Genomic DNA, 15,718 nt, shown 5'->3' with positions numbered 1-15,718 from the left:
CGCGCCGACCGGTCCCGATCGGCCCGGTGTTCAGGGCGCGGCGGGGCGACGCGGGCGGCCCCGGCACGGGACGGTCGGGGGGAGGCGTGGGAACGGGCCGCGGGCTCAGCGGCGGCGTCGGCACCGGGCGCGGAGGAGCCGGCGCCGGCGGCGGAGGCGCCGGTTCGGCCGGTGCGGCCCCCGACGGCACCAGCGCCGGCGCGTCGGTCGGCACCGCGTCGACGGACGACGGCAGTGGGTCGATCGCCCTGGGCGGGGTGAGCCGGGAGGTCACCGGGACCCGGGCCACGCCCACCACGATGGGCGGCGCGAGTAGATCCACCAGGTGCGCGGGCAGGTCCGGGCGGACCGTCGGCCAGCGGGAGTCGTCAACGGACCAGTAGTCCCTGCCGGGAGTCTCGATCACCCCCTGCCGGGTCAACTGATCGTCACCGGACGCACGGTGCTTGGCCATCGGGATTTGCCTCCACGAACTGCGGCGTGCGGCCCTGCGGGCCGCTGCGGCGGACACCGAGGGAAACGACGCCGCCCGCCTCCCGGTGACGCCACGGCCCTCCGCCGACCTCGGTACCCGACGAGAAACGCCCCCGTCCGCGCGACTGACGAGGCACGGACGGGGGCGCGGTGGTCGCCGCTCAGTCGAAGATCGGGCTCTGCTCGCGGGTGCGCTTGAGCTCGTAGAAGCCCGGGGTGCCGGCGACCAGCAGCACGCCGTCCCAGAGCCGGCCGGCGGCCTCCCCCTTCGGAGCCGGAGTGATCACCGGGCCGAAGAACGCGACCGGGGTGCCGTCCGGGCCGGGCGCGTGCACGACCGGGGTGCCCACGTCCTGCCCGACCGGGCGCATGCCCGCCTCGTGACTGGCGCGCAGCGCCTCGTCGTAGTCGGTGCTGTCGGCGGCCGCGGCCAGTGCCGGGTCGAGGCCGGCCTCGGTGAGCGCGGCCACGTACAGCTCCGGACCCCGCTCCTGCTTCTGCAGGTGGATCCGGGTGCCGAGGGCGGTGTAGAGCGGGCGCAGCACGTCATTGCCGTGCAACTGCTCGGCGGCGATGCAGACCCGCACCGGGCCCCACGCGGTCTTCAGGAACTCCTTGTACTCCTCGGGCAGCTCGTCCCGGCCGTCGTTGAGCACGGCCAGGCTCATCACGTGGAAGCGGATGTCCACGTCCCGGATCTGCTCGACCTCAAGCAACCAGCGGGAGGTGATCCACGCCCACGGGCAGGCCGGGTCGAACCACATGTCGGCGGTGACACGTTCGGTCACGGTGAGATCCCTTCGCGACGGGTGGCGCCGACAGGTCGGCGTCTCAGGAGAATCTTCACCCCGCAGCACATCGACCGGCACCCGAATGAGAGCGTGACCTCGGCCACCGCGGGCTGCCCGTACATGGAAGACTCGAATCGGGCCAGCCGTCACGAGCGGTAGGCGAACGGGCGCCGCCGGGCGTACGGCGACATGTGGGATGGAGACGAACAGTGCCGGGAGTGCGCAACCTGACGCAGGTCGAGGCGACCGAGCGGGCCCGCCTGCTCAACGTGACGGGGTATGACATCAGTCTGGACCTGTCCAGCGCCGTGCTGGCGGCCGACGGCCGCACGTTCAGGTCGACGACCGAGGTCCGGTTCCGCTGCTCCGAACCGGGCGCGAGCACCTTCGTCGAGTTGGCCGCCGAGTCGGTGCGGTCCGCGACGCTGAACGGCACGCCCGTCGACCTCTCCGACTGGTCCGCCGAGAAGGGCCTGACCCTGTCCGGGTTGGACAGCGACAACGTCCTGGTGGTCGACGCCGACTTCGGTTACTCCAACAGCGGCCAGGGTCTGCACCGGACGGTCGACCCGGTGGACGGCGAGACGTACCTCTACAGCCAGTTCGAGACGGCCGACGCGCAGCGGGTGTACGCCTGCTTCGACCAGCCCGACCTGAAGAGCGTCTACACCTGGCACGTCACGGTGCCCGCGCACTGGCGGGCGGTCTCCAACATGCCGGTGCAGCGGGAGGAGCCCGCGGGTGAGGCGCTCAAGACGCTGCACTTCACCGAGTCGCCCCGGATGAGCACCTACATCACGGCGATGTGCGCCGGGCCGTACCACGAGGTGCGCGACGCGCACGACGGCATCGACCTGGGGGTGTTCTGCCGGGCGTCGATGGCACAGTATCTGGACTCCGACGACCTGTTCCTGATCACCAAGCAGGGCTTCGACTTCTTCCACGAGAAGTTCGGCGTGCGCTACCCGCTGCCGAAGTACGACCAGCTCTGGGTGCCCGACTTCAACGCCGGCGCGATGGAGAACTTCGGCTGCGTGACCCACGCGGAGTCGCACTACCTGTTCCGCTCGCAGGTCACCGACTTCGAGTACGAGCAGCGGGCCAACACGATCCTGCACGAATTGGCCCACATGTGGTTCGGTGACCTGGTCACCATGCGCTGGTGGAACGACCTGTGGCTGAACGAGTCGTTCGCCGAGTGGGCCAGCCACTGGTGCAACACCAACGCGACCCGGTTCACCGAGGCGTGGACGACCTTTTTGTCCATCCGGAAGAACTGGGGCTACCGGCAGGACCAGCTCTCCTCCACCCACCCGGTCTACACCGAGATGCCGGACATGGAGGCCGTGGAGGTCAACTTCGACGGCATCACCTATGCCAAGGGCGCGAGCGTGCTCAAGCAGCTCGTCGCGTACGTGGGTGAGGAGCCGTTCGTGGCCGGGCTGCGGGCCTACTTCGGCAAGCACGCCTGGGGCAATGCCACCTTCGACGACCTGCTCACCGAGCTGGAGGCCGCGTCCGGGCGGGAGCTGCGCAAGTTCGCCGCGCAGTGGTTGGAGACCGCGCAGGTCAACACGCTGCGGCCGGAGGTGACCATCGGGGCCGACGGCACGTACGAGCGGGTGCTGGTGCGGCAGGAGGCCCCGGCGGCGTACCCGACGCTGCGGACGCACCGGATCGGCGTGGGCCTGTACGACCTGACCGACGGGCGGCTGGTCCGTCGTGAGCGGTACGAGGTGGACGTGACCGGCGAGCACACGGATCTCGCCCCGCTGCGTGGCGTCCGGGCGGCAGACGTGTTGCTGCTCAACGACGACGACCTCAGCTACACCAAGCTGCGCCTCGATGAGCGCTCGATGGCGACCGTGGTGCAGCACATCGGTGGCTTCGACTCGTCGCTGGCCCGCGCGCTCTGCTGGACCGCCGCGTGGGACATGATCCGCGACGCCGAGCTGTCCGCCCGCGACTACGTGGCGCTGACGCTGAGCGGGTTGCCCGCGGAGACCGACATCAACCTGGTCACCGCCACCCTGCGGCAGGCGACCACCGCGCTCACCCTGTACGCCGACCCGGCCTGGGCGCCGACCGGCTGGGCCGACCTGGCCCGTACCGCCCGCGACGCACTCGCCGCCGCCGAGCCCGGCAGCGGGTTCCAGCTGGCCTGGGCCCGCGCGTTCACCTCGGCGGTCCGTTCCGACGAAGACCTGGCCACGCTGCGCGGTTGGCTGGACGGCACCGGCATGCCGGCCGGGCTGACCGTCGACACCGAGCTGCGCTGGTCGGTCCTCGCCGCGCTGGTGGCCAACGGTGCCGCCGGCACCGCGGAGATCGAGGCGGAGCTGAGCAGCGACCGCACGGCCAGCGGTGAGCGGGAGGCCGCGTACGCGCACGCGTTGATGCCGACGGCCGAGAACAAGGCCGCCGTGTGGGCCCTGCTCACCGGCCCGGACGCGCTGCCCAACTGGCGGCACCGGGCCCTGTTGCAGGGCTTCGCCCACCCGGCGCAGGTGGAGCTGGTCGCCCCGTACCGGGAGCGGTACTTTGCGGCGGTCGGGCAGGTGTGGGCCACCCGGGACAGCGAGCCGGCGCAGGAGTTCGCCCAGCTGGCGTACCCGACCTACCTGGTGGAGGACGACACGGTCGCGGCCACCGACGCGTGGCTGGCCGGTGACGGGCACCCCGCCCCGCTGCGTCGACTGGTGGCCGAGGGCCGCGACGGTGTGGTGCGGGCGCTGAAGGCCCGCGCGAAGGACGCTCAGAGCGCCTGAGCAGCGTTGTCCGGCCCGGGGCCGGCGTGGGTGTGAGCCCGCGCCGACCCCGGGCCGTTTCGTGGTCCCGTCCGAAGACCCGACTTTCGTCGCTTCTGTGACCGGCCAATAACACGCGGTCATTGGCATTGGTACGCATCGACGGAACTTTCCGGGTCCCTGACAAAAGATCCGAATGGTTGCCACGCATCAAGTAATCGATGTGTGACGATCTCGTGCGTTGTCGCCACCAACGCACGGGAGGGAACCGTGGCCTTACGCCATCGCGCGTTCTGGACACTACTGATCGTCACCGCATCGGTCCTCACGGTACCGACGGCGCCTGCCACCGCCGCACTCAGTCGCCCGGAGTCCACCACCGAACGCATCTCGGCTCCGGCGCAACCGGGCTCACCCGGCTCGTCCGCCGCCATCGCGCTGGGCCCCTCGAGCGCGCCGGTCAGCATGCTCGCCGGTCCGATCTCGGTGCCGGTCGGCACCGGCCCGGTCCGCAACGGCTCGTTCACCAGCTTCGCGTTGACCGACCGGGTGACCGCTGAGGTCAACACCGGCTCGGGCAACCTGCTCATCCGCAGCACCGACCTGGTCCTGCCCGGCATCGCCCGCGATCTCGTTCTCGGCTCTGCGTACAACAGCCTGTTCACCGGCAGCGGGCTGTCGACCGGATCGCTCGGTCACGGCTGGCGGACCCGCACCGGCGTGGACGTGAAGCTGATCAAGGCCGACGACAACTCCGTCACCTACGTCGCCTCGGACGGGGTGGTCGGACGGTTCACGCCCAACGGGTCCGGCTACACCACGCCGAACGAGTTCAAGGCGACCCTCGTCACCGACGGCTCGGGCTGGAAACTGACCGAGCACGAGAGCGGACGGCGGCTGTACTTCACCTCCGCCGGGCTGCTGGACCGCAGCCTGGACCGCAACGACAACGTCACCGACTACGCCTATGACGGCAACGGTCGACTGACCACTGTCGTCTCCGACCGGGGCACCCAGGCCGTGCGCACGGCGACTGTGGTCTACGGCAGCCACGGCTACATCTCGAAGATCGAGCAGCACGGCGACGGCGGCCTGTACCGGCGCGTCGAGTACGCGTACAACGCCAACGGCGATCTCACCGAGATCTGCTCGCTGACCGAGGACGACGTCCGCTTCGCCTACGACTCGTCACACCGGATCACGAAGATCTCCAGCGGGATCAGGGGTTCGGACGTGGGTTCCGTCGCCACCCTCACCTACGACTCCGCGCACCGGGTCACCTCGATCCAGCGGGTCATCGACGAGGAAGACGCGCCGGGAGCGACCGCCGTCACCCGCTGGGCGTACCCCTCCGCCACGCAGACGCTGATCGCCGACGCCAACACCAACCAGTCGCAGCCGGTCACCTCCGTGCCGCGCACCACCTACACGATCAACTCCGACAAGCGGGTGACCAAGGCCGTTGACCCGGAGGGCAAGACGCGGGAGAACTCCTACACGCCGTACAACGACGTGCTGACCTCCACCAACGGCACGGGCGGCGTCACCAGCAACGGGTACGCGGCCAACGGCGGGCAGTCGCTGACCGCCTCTGCCGCGCCGACCGGCGCGGACATCGCCTACTCGTACGCGAACTCCGCCACGCCCACCAACCCGACGGCGAACTTCCAACCGTCGTCCAGCTCGGACGCGCAGGGCAACACCAGCACCTACACGTACAACGGAGCGGGCAACAGGTTGTCCTCGAAGGACGCCCAGGCCGCCGAGGCGAAGATCGAGTACAACAGCGACGGCACTGTGAAGTCCTCGACCGATCCGGGCAACGGCACGAACAAGACCACCTACCAGTACGACTCCAACAAGCAGTTGATCTCCGTGACTCCCCCGAGCGGCACCTCGCTGGGCGTCCGCACGATCAACTACGACGAGTTCGGCCGGGTGCACGAGGCCACCGACGGCGCCGGTCGCACCACTCACTTCGACTACGACAAGAACGACCGGGTCACGAAGATCAGTTACTCGGACGCGACGCCCGACGTCTCGTACACCTACGACGCCGCCGGCAACGTCTACGCCCGAGAGGACGGCAACGGCTACCAGAACTTCGCGCACGATCGGCTCAACCGGCTGGTCGGCCGTCAGGCCACCCACCAGTACATCTACGACCCGGTCGGCAACCTCGTCGAGTTGCGCGACCAGCGGGGCAGCTCGTTCTACACGTACAACGCCCGCAACCTGCTCACCAAGCTGGTCGCCGCCAACGGCACCTACACCTTCGAGTACGACGACGACGGGCGGCGGACCGCCACCAGACTCGCCGTCTCCTCGGTGACAGTGGCCGAGACGGTCACCGCGTACGACCAGTCCGGACGGATCACCCGTACCACCAGTAAGCGCTGGCAGTCCGGCACGGCCAGCACCGTCTTCGACGTGTCCTACTGCTACGCCAAGCGAGTCGGCACCGCCGCCTGTTCCACCGTCAAGACCGACGACACCGGCCTGCGGCAGTGGCAGACCGACCACCACCGCGCCGGCGCGGTGAGCATCTACACCTACGACCAGGGCAACCGGCTCACCAAGGCCACCAGCATCGACGGCAAGACCTACGACTACGCCTACGACAGCAACGGCAACCGCACCTCGGTCAAGGTCGACGGCACCACCACGCAGACGCTGACGTACAACGCCGGCAACCAGATCACCAGTTCCGGCTACAGCTACGACGGGGCCGGCAACCAGAAGAGCGGGTCGGCCGCACGCTCCTTCGTCTACAACGCCGCGGGACAGCTCACCAGCGGCAAGGACTCGACGAACGCGTCGGTGACCTGGGAGTACAGCGGACCCGACCAGATCGAGCTCGGCTGGAAGACCACCCCGTCGTTCGAGCACCGGTACCTCTACGGGCTGGACGATCAGAACGGCCAGCCGATGCTGCAGAGCTACACGGTGCCCAGCTCGTACAGCAGGCACTACGTCGAGCGGGACCAGCTCGGCACTCCGCTGGGCTTCCGGGCGAAGACGAACGGGGTCTTCCACCACTACTTCTACGTCCTCGACGGACTCGGGTCGGTGGTGGCCCTGGTCAAGTACGACGGTTCACTGGCCGCCTCCTACACCTACGACCCGTACGGCAAGGTGGTCAAGACCGTCGACAACGGCGACGAGACCGAGGAGAACGCGCTCGGGTTCGCCGCTGGTCTGCGCAGCGACGACCTCACCAAGTTCGGCCGTCGCTGGTACGACCCGGCGACGGGTCGCTTCACCCAGCAGGACAGCCTCGCCTTCCTCGGGGACCCGGCCACCGGCAACCGGTACGCCTACGCCGCCGCGAACCCGGTGAACTACCTCGACCCCACCGGCCTGGAAGTCGACTACGGCGAGTCCTGCGCGATCGGGGCGGCCGGCGGCCTCATCACCGGGGCGATCGGTGGGGCGACCGGAGGAGTCGCCGGTGCCCTGGCCGGCGGGGCCCTCGGTGCGGTGGGCGGTTGCGTCGGTGGCGTCGTCACCAAGTACCTGACCGACGAGGCCGAGAAGGACTGACGGCGCGAGTCCACGGGTAGTGGTCGACACGGTGACGAAGGAGGACACGCAGATGAAAACGTCGCAACGACCGGTGCTCGCGGCGGTGTTGGGACTGCTGCCGGTGTGCGTCCTGCTGGCGGTGCTCAACGACAGCCCGATCTGGGTCGGTCTGGTCAGTTGGGTCGCCGCCAGCGCGGTGGCCGTCCCTCTCGGCCTCGCGCTCACCCGACTCCGGTCCCGCAGCGGCCAACGCTGACCACGCGGTAGGCCAGCACGCGACGAACCCCGGTCCGCGATCAGCGGGCCGGGGTTCGTCGTACGACTGGGTCAGCCCCTGCCGGCGTGGCTGGCGAGCTGGTCGAGGCCGTTGATGATGCCCCCGGCCAGGTCACCGCCGCTGAACGCGCCGACCATGGAGAGCGCGGCCAGCTTGGCGTACGTGTCGGGGATGCGCTTGCGGGCGTACCGTCCGGTGATGATCTCCAGCTGCCGCTGGTTGGGCGACACGGCGATCAGCACCGACTTGTCGGGCTCGGCGAGCTGACGGTGCAGCCGCTGGGCGTGCTCGCGGATCGGCTCGTCGAGACCACCGACGAAGACCGAGAAGACCAGCCCGGTGCCCTTGTCGGCCAGGCGCAGGGCCTCGTCGATGCGCAGCAGCTGGCGGGTCGAGAACGGCCCGTCGAGCACCTCGGGCGGATTTTCCGACCCGGTCTGCTTCTCACCAACGGTCACTTGCGCCTCCGGTTCCACCGGCCGGCGCCTCGACGCTGGCCTGCTCAAGCTTGTGGCTGGTCAGCGCGGGCGCCTGCGCCCCCGCCGTCAGCGCGGTGCCGGCCGAGTCGGCCAGCTGCTCCGGACGGCCCAGGAACCAGACCGGAGTGAAGTCGAAGGGCCGGCCCGGGCGGTAGCGCTTGGCGCCACCGCCACCGCCGGTGGCACCCCCACGGCTACCGGCGTACGACAGGCCGGCGATGACCAGCACAGCGGCCAACGGGATGCCGACGAAGACCAGCAACGTCTCGGTAACAGACAATCCCAACGCCCCCAGGCGGAAGAAGGACGACCTTGAACAACCGGGTCGGATGGACGATCATGCTGCCGACCGCCCGACTCCGTCGCCATTCACGTTAGCGGAGTCGGCGGCCCGCCAGATTGCGGGGTGCCGATCCCATCCGTCACTGGAGTTCTCCAGTTGCGCAGCGGTAGCGATAAGCCGCGCGTCGTCGCCGTACCGGCCGGTGAGCAGCACCCCGACGGGCAGGCCGTCGGTCGTGGTACCCAGCGGCAGGGAGACGGAGGGATCGCCGGTGACGTTGAAGATGGCGCAGTAGGGCGAGAACCGGCGTTGCCGGTCGAAGTCTGCGGCCGGGTCCGCGTCGGCGGTGAACCAGCCGACGGGTGCCTGCGGTGTGGCCAGGGTGGGACAGAGGAGCAGGTCGCAGCCGGCGGTGCGGCGGGCACCGAGGCGCACCTGCGCCTGCAACTCCCCGAGGGTGGCGGACAGGGTGCCGGCGGAGAGTTCGGCGCCCCGGGCCCGGAGCAGCCGGGTCAACGGCAGCAGCTCCGCCTCCCGCTGCGGTGGCACCGGGGTGAGCGCCAGGACGTACCAGAGGATCTCGAACAGCGGCCACGCCGCCGGCCCGAGCGGCGGCGGCACCTCGACCACCTCGTGGCCGGCCGCCGTGAGCAGCGCGGCGGCCCGGTCCACGGCGGCCACGCAGTCGGGATGCACCGGCTCGTCGGCGAGCATCGGCGTGGTGAACCGGCCGATGCGTAGCGGGCCGGGCTCGGCCCGGCGCGCGACGGCCAGGTAGCCGCCGGACGGCGCGGCCGGCGGCAGGTAGGGCTCGCCGGGGACCGGGACGGCCATGACGTCGAGCAGTGCCGCGACGTCGGTGACCGTCCGCCCGAGCGGGCCACTGGTGGGCAGGCCGAACGCGCCGGAGCCGATCGGCCCGCCGGAGACGAGGCCCCGACTGGGCTTGTAGCCGACCAGGCCGCAGAGCGACGCCGGGATGCGCAGCGACCCACCGCCGTCGGACCCCTGGGCGACCGGGACCAGCCCGGCCGCGACCGCCGCCGCCGCGCCGCCGCTGGACCCGCCCGCGGTGTACGCCAACTGCCACGGGTTGCGGGCCGGCGGCGCGACCCGGCCCTCCGAGTAGAGCGAACAGCCCAGCTCGGAGGTGGTCGTCTTGCCCAGGCTGACCAGGCCGGCGGCCTTGATGAAGCGGACCACGTCGGCGTCGACCGGCGGGACGAAGTCGAAGAAGGCGGCCGAACCGAAGGTGGTGCGCACCCCGGCGGTGAGCGTCAGGTCCTTGATCGCGGTTGGCACGCCGTGCAGCGGGCCGCGCTCCCCGATCGGCACCGCGTCGGCGGCGCGCGCGGCCTGCCGGGCGAGGTCCGGTGTGACGGTGACGAACGCGCCCACGGTGTCGCCGAGCGCCGCCACCCGGCGCAGGGAATGCTCGACCAGGTCGACGCTGGACAGCTCGCCGCGGGTCATCGCGGCGGCCTGTTCCAACGCGGTCAGGTCGTGCGGCTCGGCCATGCCGTCATCCTGCCGGCAGTCGGTCGTTCGCGCAGCCGACACGCGCTGGCGACCGGGAACGGACCCACCGGACGCCTGACGCCCGCTTGACGTGTCGAGCCGCAGATCTCGAACCCGGCGCTGTCAGCCGTGCAGGAAACGGAGCGCGTTGGTGGACAGGAGCTTGTCGCGTTGGTCGTCGCTGAGGAAGTCGGCCGCGTGAACCACAGCGCCGGCCGGCCGTTCGCCCAGCGGGTACGGGTAGTCGCTGCCGACCAGCACCCGGTCCTCCCCCAGCGTGTCGACCAACAGCCGCAGGGCGGGCGGCGCGAAGACCACCGAGTCGACGCTGAACCGGTCGAGGTAGCTGCTGGGCGGGCCGGCGGACGCGCCCCGGACCAGGTCGCCCCGGCGGTGCCAGGCGTTGTCGGCGCGGCCGAGCCAGAACGGGAAACTGCCGCCGCCGTGCGCGAAGCAGATCCGCAGCGTCTCGGGCACCCGGTCGAAGACCCCGCCGAGGATCAGCGCCAGCACCGACAGGTGCGTCTCGGCGGGCATCCCGGTGAGCCAACGGGCCATCCAGCGGTCCAGTCGCGGCCCGCCGGGCATGTCCCACGGGTGGACGAAGACGGGTGCGCCCACCTCGGCGCAGTGCTGAAGGAAGGTGACCACGCCGGCGTCGTCCAGGTCCCGGTCGCCGACGTGGTTGCCGATCTCCACGCCCACGTGCCCGGCGGCGAGGCTGCGGTCCAGCTCGGCACAGGCGGCGTCCGGGTCCTGGAGCGGCACCTGGCAGAACGGCACCAGTCGGTCTCCTCCGGCCGCGGTGACCTCCAGGGTCAGGTCGTTGAAGATCCGGGCGACCTTCACCGCCTGGTCGGCCGGGCGGTCGTAGCTGAAGAAGACCGGGGTGGGCGAGACCACCTGCACGGCCACGCCGTCGGCGTCCATGTCGGCCAGTCGGCGCGACGCGTCCCAGCACTCGGCGCCGACCGGGCGGAACTCCGTCTCCCCCACCATGATCATGGCCGCGCGCTCGGAGTCGACCCGCAACCACGGCCAGCCGGACCCGCCGCACGCCGCGCCGAGGTCCGGCCAACCCTTCGGTACGACGTGCGTGTGCACGTCGACCACGCCTGCGGGCATCAGCCCTTGCCCGGGTGCAGGGTGCCGCAGTCGGCGCAGGTGCGCGCCTGCTCATCCTCGTAGAACGCCTGGAACACCGGGGGCAGATCGGCGGCGATGTCGCGGACCTGCAACTCGACCTCGTGCACCTTGCTGCCGCACTCCGGGCAGTACCACTGGAACGTCTCCAGCGTGCCCTCCTCGCGGACCCGCTCGACGACCACGCCGATCGAGCCGGCCTCCGGCCGCTGCGGCGAGTGCGGGGTGTTGCGCGGCAACATCCACATCTGACCCTCGCGCACGTGCACCGTACGCGGCCCCTCCGGGGTGACCAGGTTGATGTGCATGTTGCCCTTGACCTGGTAGAAGAACTCCTCGTACGGGTCCACGTGGAAGTCGGTGCGCTGGTTGGGCCCGCCCACCACCATCACGATGAAGTCGTCCCCGCCGGGGAACATCTCCTTGTTGCCGACCGGGGGCTTCAACAGGTGCTGGTTGTCGGCGATCCAGCCCGGAAAGCTGAACGGCTCGGCGATCTCACTCACGACTGACCTCCCGAGGGAAGAAGGGCCACGGCCTGGATTTCGATCAGCAGGTGCGGGTGCGGCAGCTGGTGCACCGCCACCGTCGTACGGGTCGGTCCGGAGGCGTCGAAGAACTCGGCCCACACCTCGTTGTAACCACCGAAGTCGTTCATGTTGACCAGATACGTCGTCACCTGGACCAGGTCGGTGAGGTCCGCGCCGACCGAACGCAGCAGATCCCGCACGTTCTCGATGACGGCCCGTGTCTGCACACGGATGTCGAGGTTGGTGGTGCCGAACCCGTCCACCTCGACACCGGCGAAGGTGTTGTCCGGCCGCCGCGACGACGTGCCGGAGACGAAGACGAACCCGCCGGCGACCTTGACGTGTGGAAAGGCTCCCCGCGGGACGGCCTTCCCGGCCACCACCCGGGCGGTCACGACGACGCCCGCAGCGAGGCCGTGCCGAGCTTCTCGACGACGGCACGGACGTGGGCGCCGGGACGCAGCGGCACAGCGGCGGTGGCGGCACCGGCCAGGAAGACCCAGCCGGACTCCAGCCGCACCCCGTGCCGGCCCGCCAGTCGGATGCCCTCGTCGAGCGCCCGGCGCGGATCACCGAGGATCGCCGCCGTCGAGCCGACCTGCGCCACCCGCCCGTCGACCTCCAGCAGCACGCCCAGGTTGTCCAGCCCCGCCGGCACCGGCGACCACGGCCCGATCACGAAGGCGGCGGCCGAGGTGTTGTCCGCGACCACGTCCGGCAGCGAGAAACGGAAGTCCGCGTACCGGGAGTCGATCAACTCGATGGCCGGGGCGACCGCGCGGACCGCCGTGGCGAAGTCGCCGACGGGCTCGCCCGGCTCGGGCAACCGGTCCAGCAGGAACGCCACCTCCGGCTCGACCCGGGGGTGGATGTACGCGGCCGGGTCCACGGCGCCGCCGTCGGGCACCCGCATGGCGTTGGTGAGCCGCCCCCAGATCACCTCGTCCACGCCGACCTGGGCCATCTTCGCCCTGCTGGTCAGCCCCATCTTCAACCCGACGAGCCGCTCACCGGCGTTGAGCCGGCGTTGCAGCAGCGCGGCCTGCACGGCGTACGCGGTGTCCACATCGAGGCCGGTCTCGGCGGCGAGCTGCGGGATCGCGGTGGCCGTGTCGGCCGCCGCACCCAGCTTCTCGGCGATCCCGACGATGTCCACGCCGATCATGACTGCTGCTCCTTGTCGGCCAGGTCGAGTGCCACGTCCACGATCATGTCCTCCTGACCGCCCACCATCCGGCGACGGCCCAGCTCGACCAGGATCGACCGGACGTCCACGCCGTACTTCGCCGACGCCCGCTCGGCGTGCCGCAGGAAGCTGGAGTAGACGCCGGCGTACCCCAGGGAGAGCGTCTCCCGGTCCACCTGGACCGGCCGGTCCTGGAGCGGGCGGACGATGTCGTCGGCGGCGTCCATCAGCGCGAACACGTCGCAGCCGTGCTTCCAGCCGTGCAGCTCGGCGACCGCGACGAAGACCTCGAGCGGGGCGTTGCCGGCACCCGCGCCCATGCCCGCGAGGGAGGCGTCGACGCGGACGGTCCGGCCGTGCACCGCGTCGGGGCCGACCGGCGCGGACCCGGTGACCCGGCCGTGCTCGACGGCGAGCACGCTGTTGGCGACCCCGAGCGACAGGTTGTGGTGGGCGTGGATGCCGATCTGCGTCTCCGGGGCGAGGACCTGCCGGTACGCGTCGACCCGCTGCGCCACGTCGGACATCAGCAGCCGGCCGCCGGAGTCGGTGACGTAGACGCAGTGCGCCCCGTACGACTCCATGAGCTTGGCCTGCCCGGCGAGCCCGGCCGGATCGGACATGTGCGACATCATCAGGAAGCCGGCCACGTCCATGCCGTTCTCCCGGGCCCAGGAGATGTGCTGGGCGGAGATGTCCGCCTCCGTGCAGTGGGTGGCGATCCGGACGCTGGTCACCCCGAGCGCCTTCGCGGCCTTCAGGTCGGCGATCGTGCCGATGCCCGGCAGCAGCAGGGTGGTCAGTTTCGCCGTGGTCAGCACCTCGGCCGCCGCCGAGATCCACTCCGCGTCGCTGGCGGCGCCGTGGCCGTAGTTGACGCTGGAGCCGGCGAGGCCGTCACCGTGTGCCACCTCGATCGCGGCCACCCCGGCGGCGTCCAGCGCGGCGGCGATGGTGCGTACGTGCTCGACGGTGTACTGGTGGGCGATGGCGTGCATGCCGTCGCGCAGCGTGACGTCCTGGATGTACAGCTCGGTCATGGCGCGGCCACCTCCGAAGAACGCAGGGCGACCAGCCGCTCCGCGGTGCGCAGCGCGGCGGAGGTCATGATGTCCAGGTTCCCGGCGTACGCGGGCAGGTAGTGCCCGGCGCCGGAGACCTCCAGGAAGACCGACACCTGAAGAGCGGTGAGCCGCCGCCCGAGCGTCGGCAGGTACGCCTCGACCCGGTCGAACTGCACGTCCTGCTTGAGCCGGTAGCCGGGGACGTACTCCTGCACGGCCGCCACCATCTCGGTGACCGAGGCGGCGATGGCGGCGGTGTCGGCGTCGGCGTCCGGGCAGAGGCAGTAGACGGTGTCCCGCATCAGCAGCGGCGGGTCCGCCGGGTTCAGCACGATGATCGCCTTGCCCCGCTCGGCACCGCCCACCACCTCGATGGCCCGGGCCGTGGTCTCGGTGAACTCGTCGATGTTGGCCCGGGTGCCCGGCCCGGCGGACTTCGACGCGATCGACGCGACGATCTCCCCGTACGCCACCGGGGTGACCCGGCGTACCGCGGCGACGATCGGCACTGTCGCCTGCCCGCCGCAGGTCACCATGTTGACGTTGGGCTGGTGCAGGTGTTCGTCGAGGTTGACCGGCGGCACCACGTACGGGCCGAGCGCGGCCGGGGTCAGGTCGACCACAGTGCGGCCGTGGGCGCGCAACACCTCGTCGTGGCGTCGGTGCGCGCCGGCCGACGTGGCGTCGAACACCAGCTCGACGTCGGCGAACTCGGGCATCGCCACGAGCCCGTCGACGCCGTCGGCGGTGGTGGCGACGCCGAGCCGGCGAGCGCGCGCCAGGCCGTCGGAGGCCGGGTCGATACCGGCCATCGCCACCATGCGCAGGCTCTCACTGACCCGCAACACCTTGATCATCAGATCGGTGCCGATGTTGCCGGAACCGAGCACCGCCACACCGGTCACTGGTTGTCTCCCTTGCTGAAACTCGTGCGCACCGAGCCGAGTCCGGAGATCCGGGCCTCGTACGCGGCACCCGGGGTGACCGGCACCATCGGACCGAGCGCGCCGGAGAGCACCACGTCCCCGGCGCGCAGCGGGTCGCCGGCGCGGGCCAGGGTGCCGGCCAGCCACTGCAGGGCGTGCAGGGGGTTGCCCAGGCAGGCGGCGCCCGCGCCCACCGAGACCGGCTCGCCGGCGTGTTCCAGCACCATTCCGCACAGTCGCAGGTCCACGTCGGCGAGCCGGCGCGGCGTGGTGCCGAGCACGAAGAGCCCGCTGGAGGCGTTGTCGGCGACGGTGTCCACGATGGAGATGTCCCAGGCGGCGATCCGGGAGTCGACGATCTCGATCGCCGGCAGCACGTGGTCGACAGCGCGGATCAGGTCGACAGTGGTGAGCTGCGGGTTCGGGAGATCCTTGTCGAGCACGAAGGCGATCTCCGCCTCCACGCGGGGCTGGAGCAGCCGGTCGATGGGCACCTCGACCCCGTCGCCGACCGCCATGGCGTCGGTCAGCATGCCGAAGTCCGGCTGGAACACCCCGAAGGTCTCCTGCACGGCCCGGGAGGTCAACCCGATCTTCGCGCCGACCCGGCGTTCGCCGCGGCCCTGCCAGGCCCGCGCCTGGAGTTGCTGCACCCGGTACGCGGCCTCGACGTCGCCCTCCGGCAGCAGCCGGCCCCGAAGCGGCGCGCACGGCTTGCCGGTGCTGCGGGCGTCGGCCAACTCCCGGTTGGCGGCCTCGATGTCAGCTTCCATGC

General features: G+C 71.0%; 15 protein-coding genes. 4 read left to right on the top strand and 11 right to left on the bottom strand.

Annotation, left to right across the window (positions count from 1 at the left end):
* Positions 1-86: 86 nt before the first annotated feature.
* Positions 87-383: a hypothetical protein gene (locus tag ABTW72_RS15095; RefSeq protein ID WP_350858842.1), complete on the top strand. Its 297-nt coding sequence runs from the start codon at positions 87-89 to the stop codon at positions 381-383.
* A 252-nt stretch (positions 384-635) separates the two neighbouring features.
* Here ABTW72_RS15095 and ABTW72_RS15090 read toward each other — a convergent pair whose 3' ends face one another.
* The gene (locus ABTW72_RS15090; protein ID WP_091405414.1) at positions 636-1,262 is read right to left on the bottom strand and encodes a mycothiol-dependent nitroreductase Rv2466c family protein; all 627 of its coding nucleotides are present in this window, start codon (positions 1,260-1,262) and stop codon (positions 636-638) included.
* A 221-nt stretch (positions 1,263-1,483) separates the two neighbouring features.
* Here ABTW72_RS15090 and pepN point away from each other — a divergent pair, with 221 nt between their 5' ends.
* The 3 genes from pepN to ABTW72_RS15075 all read left to right on the top strand — a co-directional run bounded on the left by pepN (position 1,484) and on the right by ABTW72_RS15075 (position 7,793).
* Entirely contained in the window at positions 1,484-4,033 is a 2,550-nt protein-coding gene (gene pepN / locus ABTW72_RS15085) for an aminopeptidase N (protein ID WP_350858839.1), read from the top strand.
* A gap of 249 nt (positions 4,034-4,282) precedes the next feature.
* Complete coding sequence (locus tag ABTW72_RS15080; RefSeq protein WP_350858836.1) at positions 4,283-7,555, top strand: RHS repeat-associated core domain-containing protein; 3,273 nt, start codon at positions 4,283-4,285, stop codon at positions 7,553-7,555.
* 52 nt (positions 7,556-7,607) lie between these two features.
* Positions 7,608-7,793 carry a hypothetical protein gene (locus tag ABTW72_RS15075; protein ID WP_350858833.1) on the top strand — a complete coding sequence of 62 codons (186 nt, stop codon included), beginning with the start codon at positions 7,608-7,610 and terminating at the stop codon, positions 7,791-7,793.
* A 71-nt stretch (positions 7,794-7,864) separates the two neighbouring features.
* On the opposite strand, the gene ABTW72_RS15070 is transcribed toward ABTW72_RS15075, so the two are convergent.
* From ABTW72_RS15070 to ABTW72_RS15025, 10 genes are all read right to left on the bottom strand, one after another.
* Positions 7,865-8,272 (bottom strand): DUF5130 family protein, encoded by a 408-nt coding sequence (locus tag ABTW72_RS15070; protein WP_350858830.1) that lies wholly within the window; start codon positions 8,270-8,272, stop codon positions 7,865-7,867.
* Positions 8,259-8,573, bottom strand: coding sequence for an aa3-type cytochrome oxidase subunit CtaJ (gene ctaJ, locus ABTW72_RS15065; RefSeq protein ID WP_428842198.1), 315 nt, complete (start codon positions 8,571-8,573; stop codon positions 8,259-8,261). The genes ABTW72_RS15070 and ctaJ overlap by 14 nt, the downstream gene beginning before the upstream one ends.
* A gap of 57 nt (positions 8,574-8,630) precedes the next feature.
* Entirely contained in the window at positions 8,631-10,094 is a 1,464-nt protein-coding gene (locus tag ABTW72_RS15060; RefSeq protein ID WP_350858827.1) for an amidase, read from the bottom strand.
* 123 nt (positions 10,095-10,217) lie between these two features.
* Positions 10,218-11,219, bottom strand: a complete 1,002-nt coding sequence (locus tag ABTW72_RS15055; RefSeq protein WP_350858824.1) for an amidohydrolase family protein — start codon at positions 11,217-11,219, stop codon at positions 10,218-10,220.
* Entirely contained in the window at positions 11,219-11,743 is a 525-nt protein-coding gene (locus tag ABTW72_RS15050; protein WP_350858821.1) for a 3-hydroxyanthranilate 3,4-dioxygenase, read from the bottom strand. Before ABTW72_RS15050 ends, ABTW72_RS15055 begins: the two co-directional genes overlap by 1 nt.
* On the bottom strand, positions 11,740-12,162 hold the full coding sequence (locus ABTW72_RS15045) for a RidA family protein (protein WP_091405437.1): 423 nt from the start codon (positions 12,160-12,162) through the stop codon (positions 11,740-11,742). Before ABTW72_RS15045 ends, ABTW72_RS15050 begins: the two co-directional genes overlap by 4 nt.
* A complete protein-coding gene (locus tag ABTW72_RS15040) occupies positions 12,159-12,932 on the bottom strand; it encodes a 2-keto-4-pentenoate hydratase (RefSeq protein WP_350858818.1) in 774 nt (257 codons plus the stop codon). Before ABTW72_RS15040 ends, ABTW72_RS15045 begins: the two co-directional genes overlap by 4 nt.
* Positions 12,929-13,993 carry a 4-hydroxy-2-oxovalerate aldolase gene (gene dmpG, locus ABTW72_RS15035; RefSeq protein ID WP_350858816.1) on the bottom strand — a complete coding sequence of 355 codons (1,065 nt, stop codon included), beginning with the start codon at positions 13,991-13,993 and terminating at the stop codon, positions 12,929-12,931. The genes ABTW72_RS15040 and dmpG overlap by 4 nt, the downstream gene beginning before the upstream one ends.
* Positions 13,990-14,922: an acetaldehyde dehydrogenase (acetylating) gene (locus tag ABTW72_RS15030; protein ID WP_350858813.1), complete on the bottom strand. Its 933-nt coding sequence runs from the start codon at positions 14,920-14,922 to the stop codon at positions 13,990-13,992. The genes dmpG and ABTW72_RS15030 overlap by 4 nt, the downstream gene beginning before the upstream one ends.
* Complete coding sequence (locus tag ABTW72_RS15025) at positions 14,919-15,716, bottom strand: 2-keto-4-pentenoate hydratase (RefSeq protein ID WP_091405443.1); 798 nt, start codon at positions 15,714-15,716, stop codon at positions 14,919-14,921. Before ABTW72_RS15025 ends, ABTW72_RS15030 begins: the two co-directional genes overlap by 4 nt.
* Positions 15,717-15,718: the final 2 nt, after the last annotated feature.

Source organism: Micromonospora sp. NPDC127501 (assembly GCF_040302185.1).
Taxonomy (GTDB): domain Bacteria; phylum Actinomycetota; class Actinomycetes; order Mycobacteriales; family Micromonosporaceae; genus Micromonospora.
This window is presented reverse-complemented; position numbering and strand designations above follow the sequence as displayed.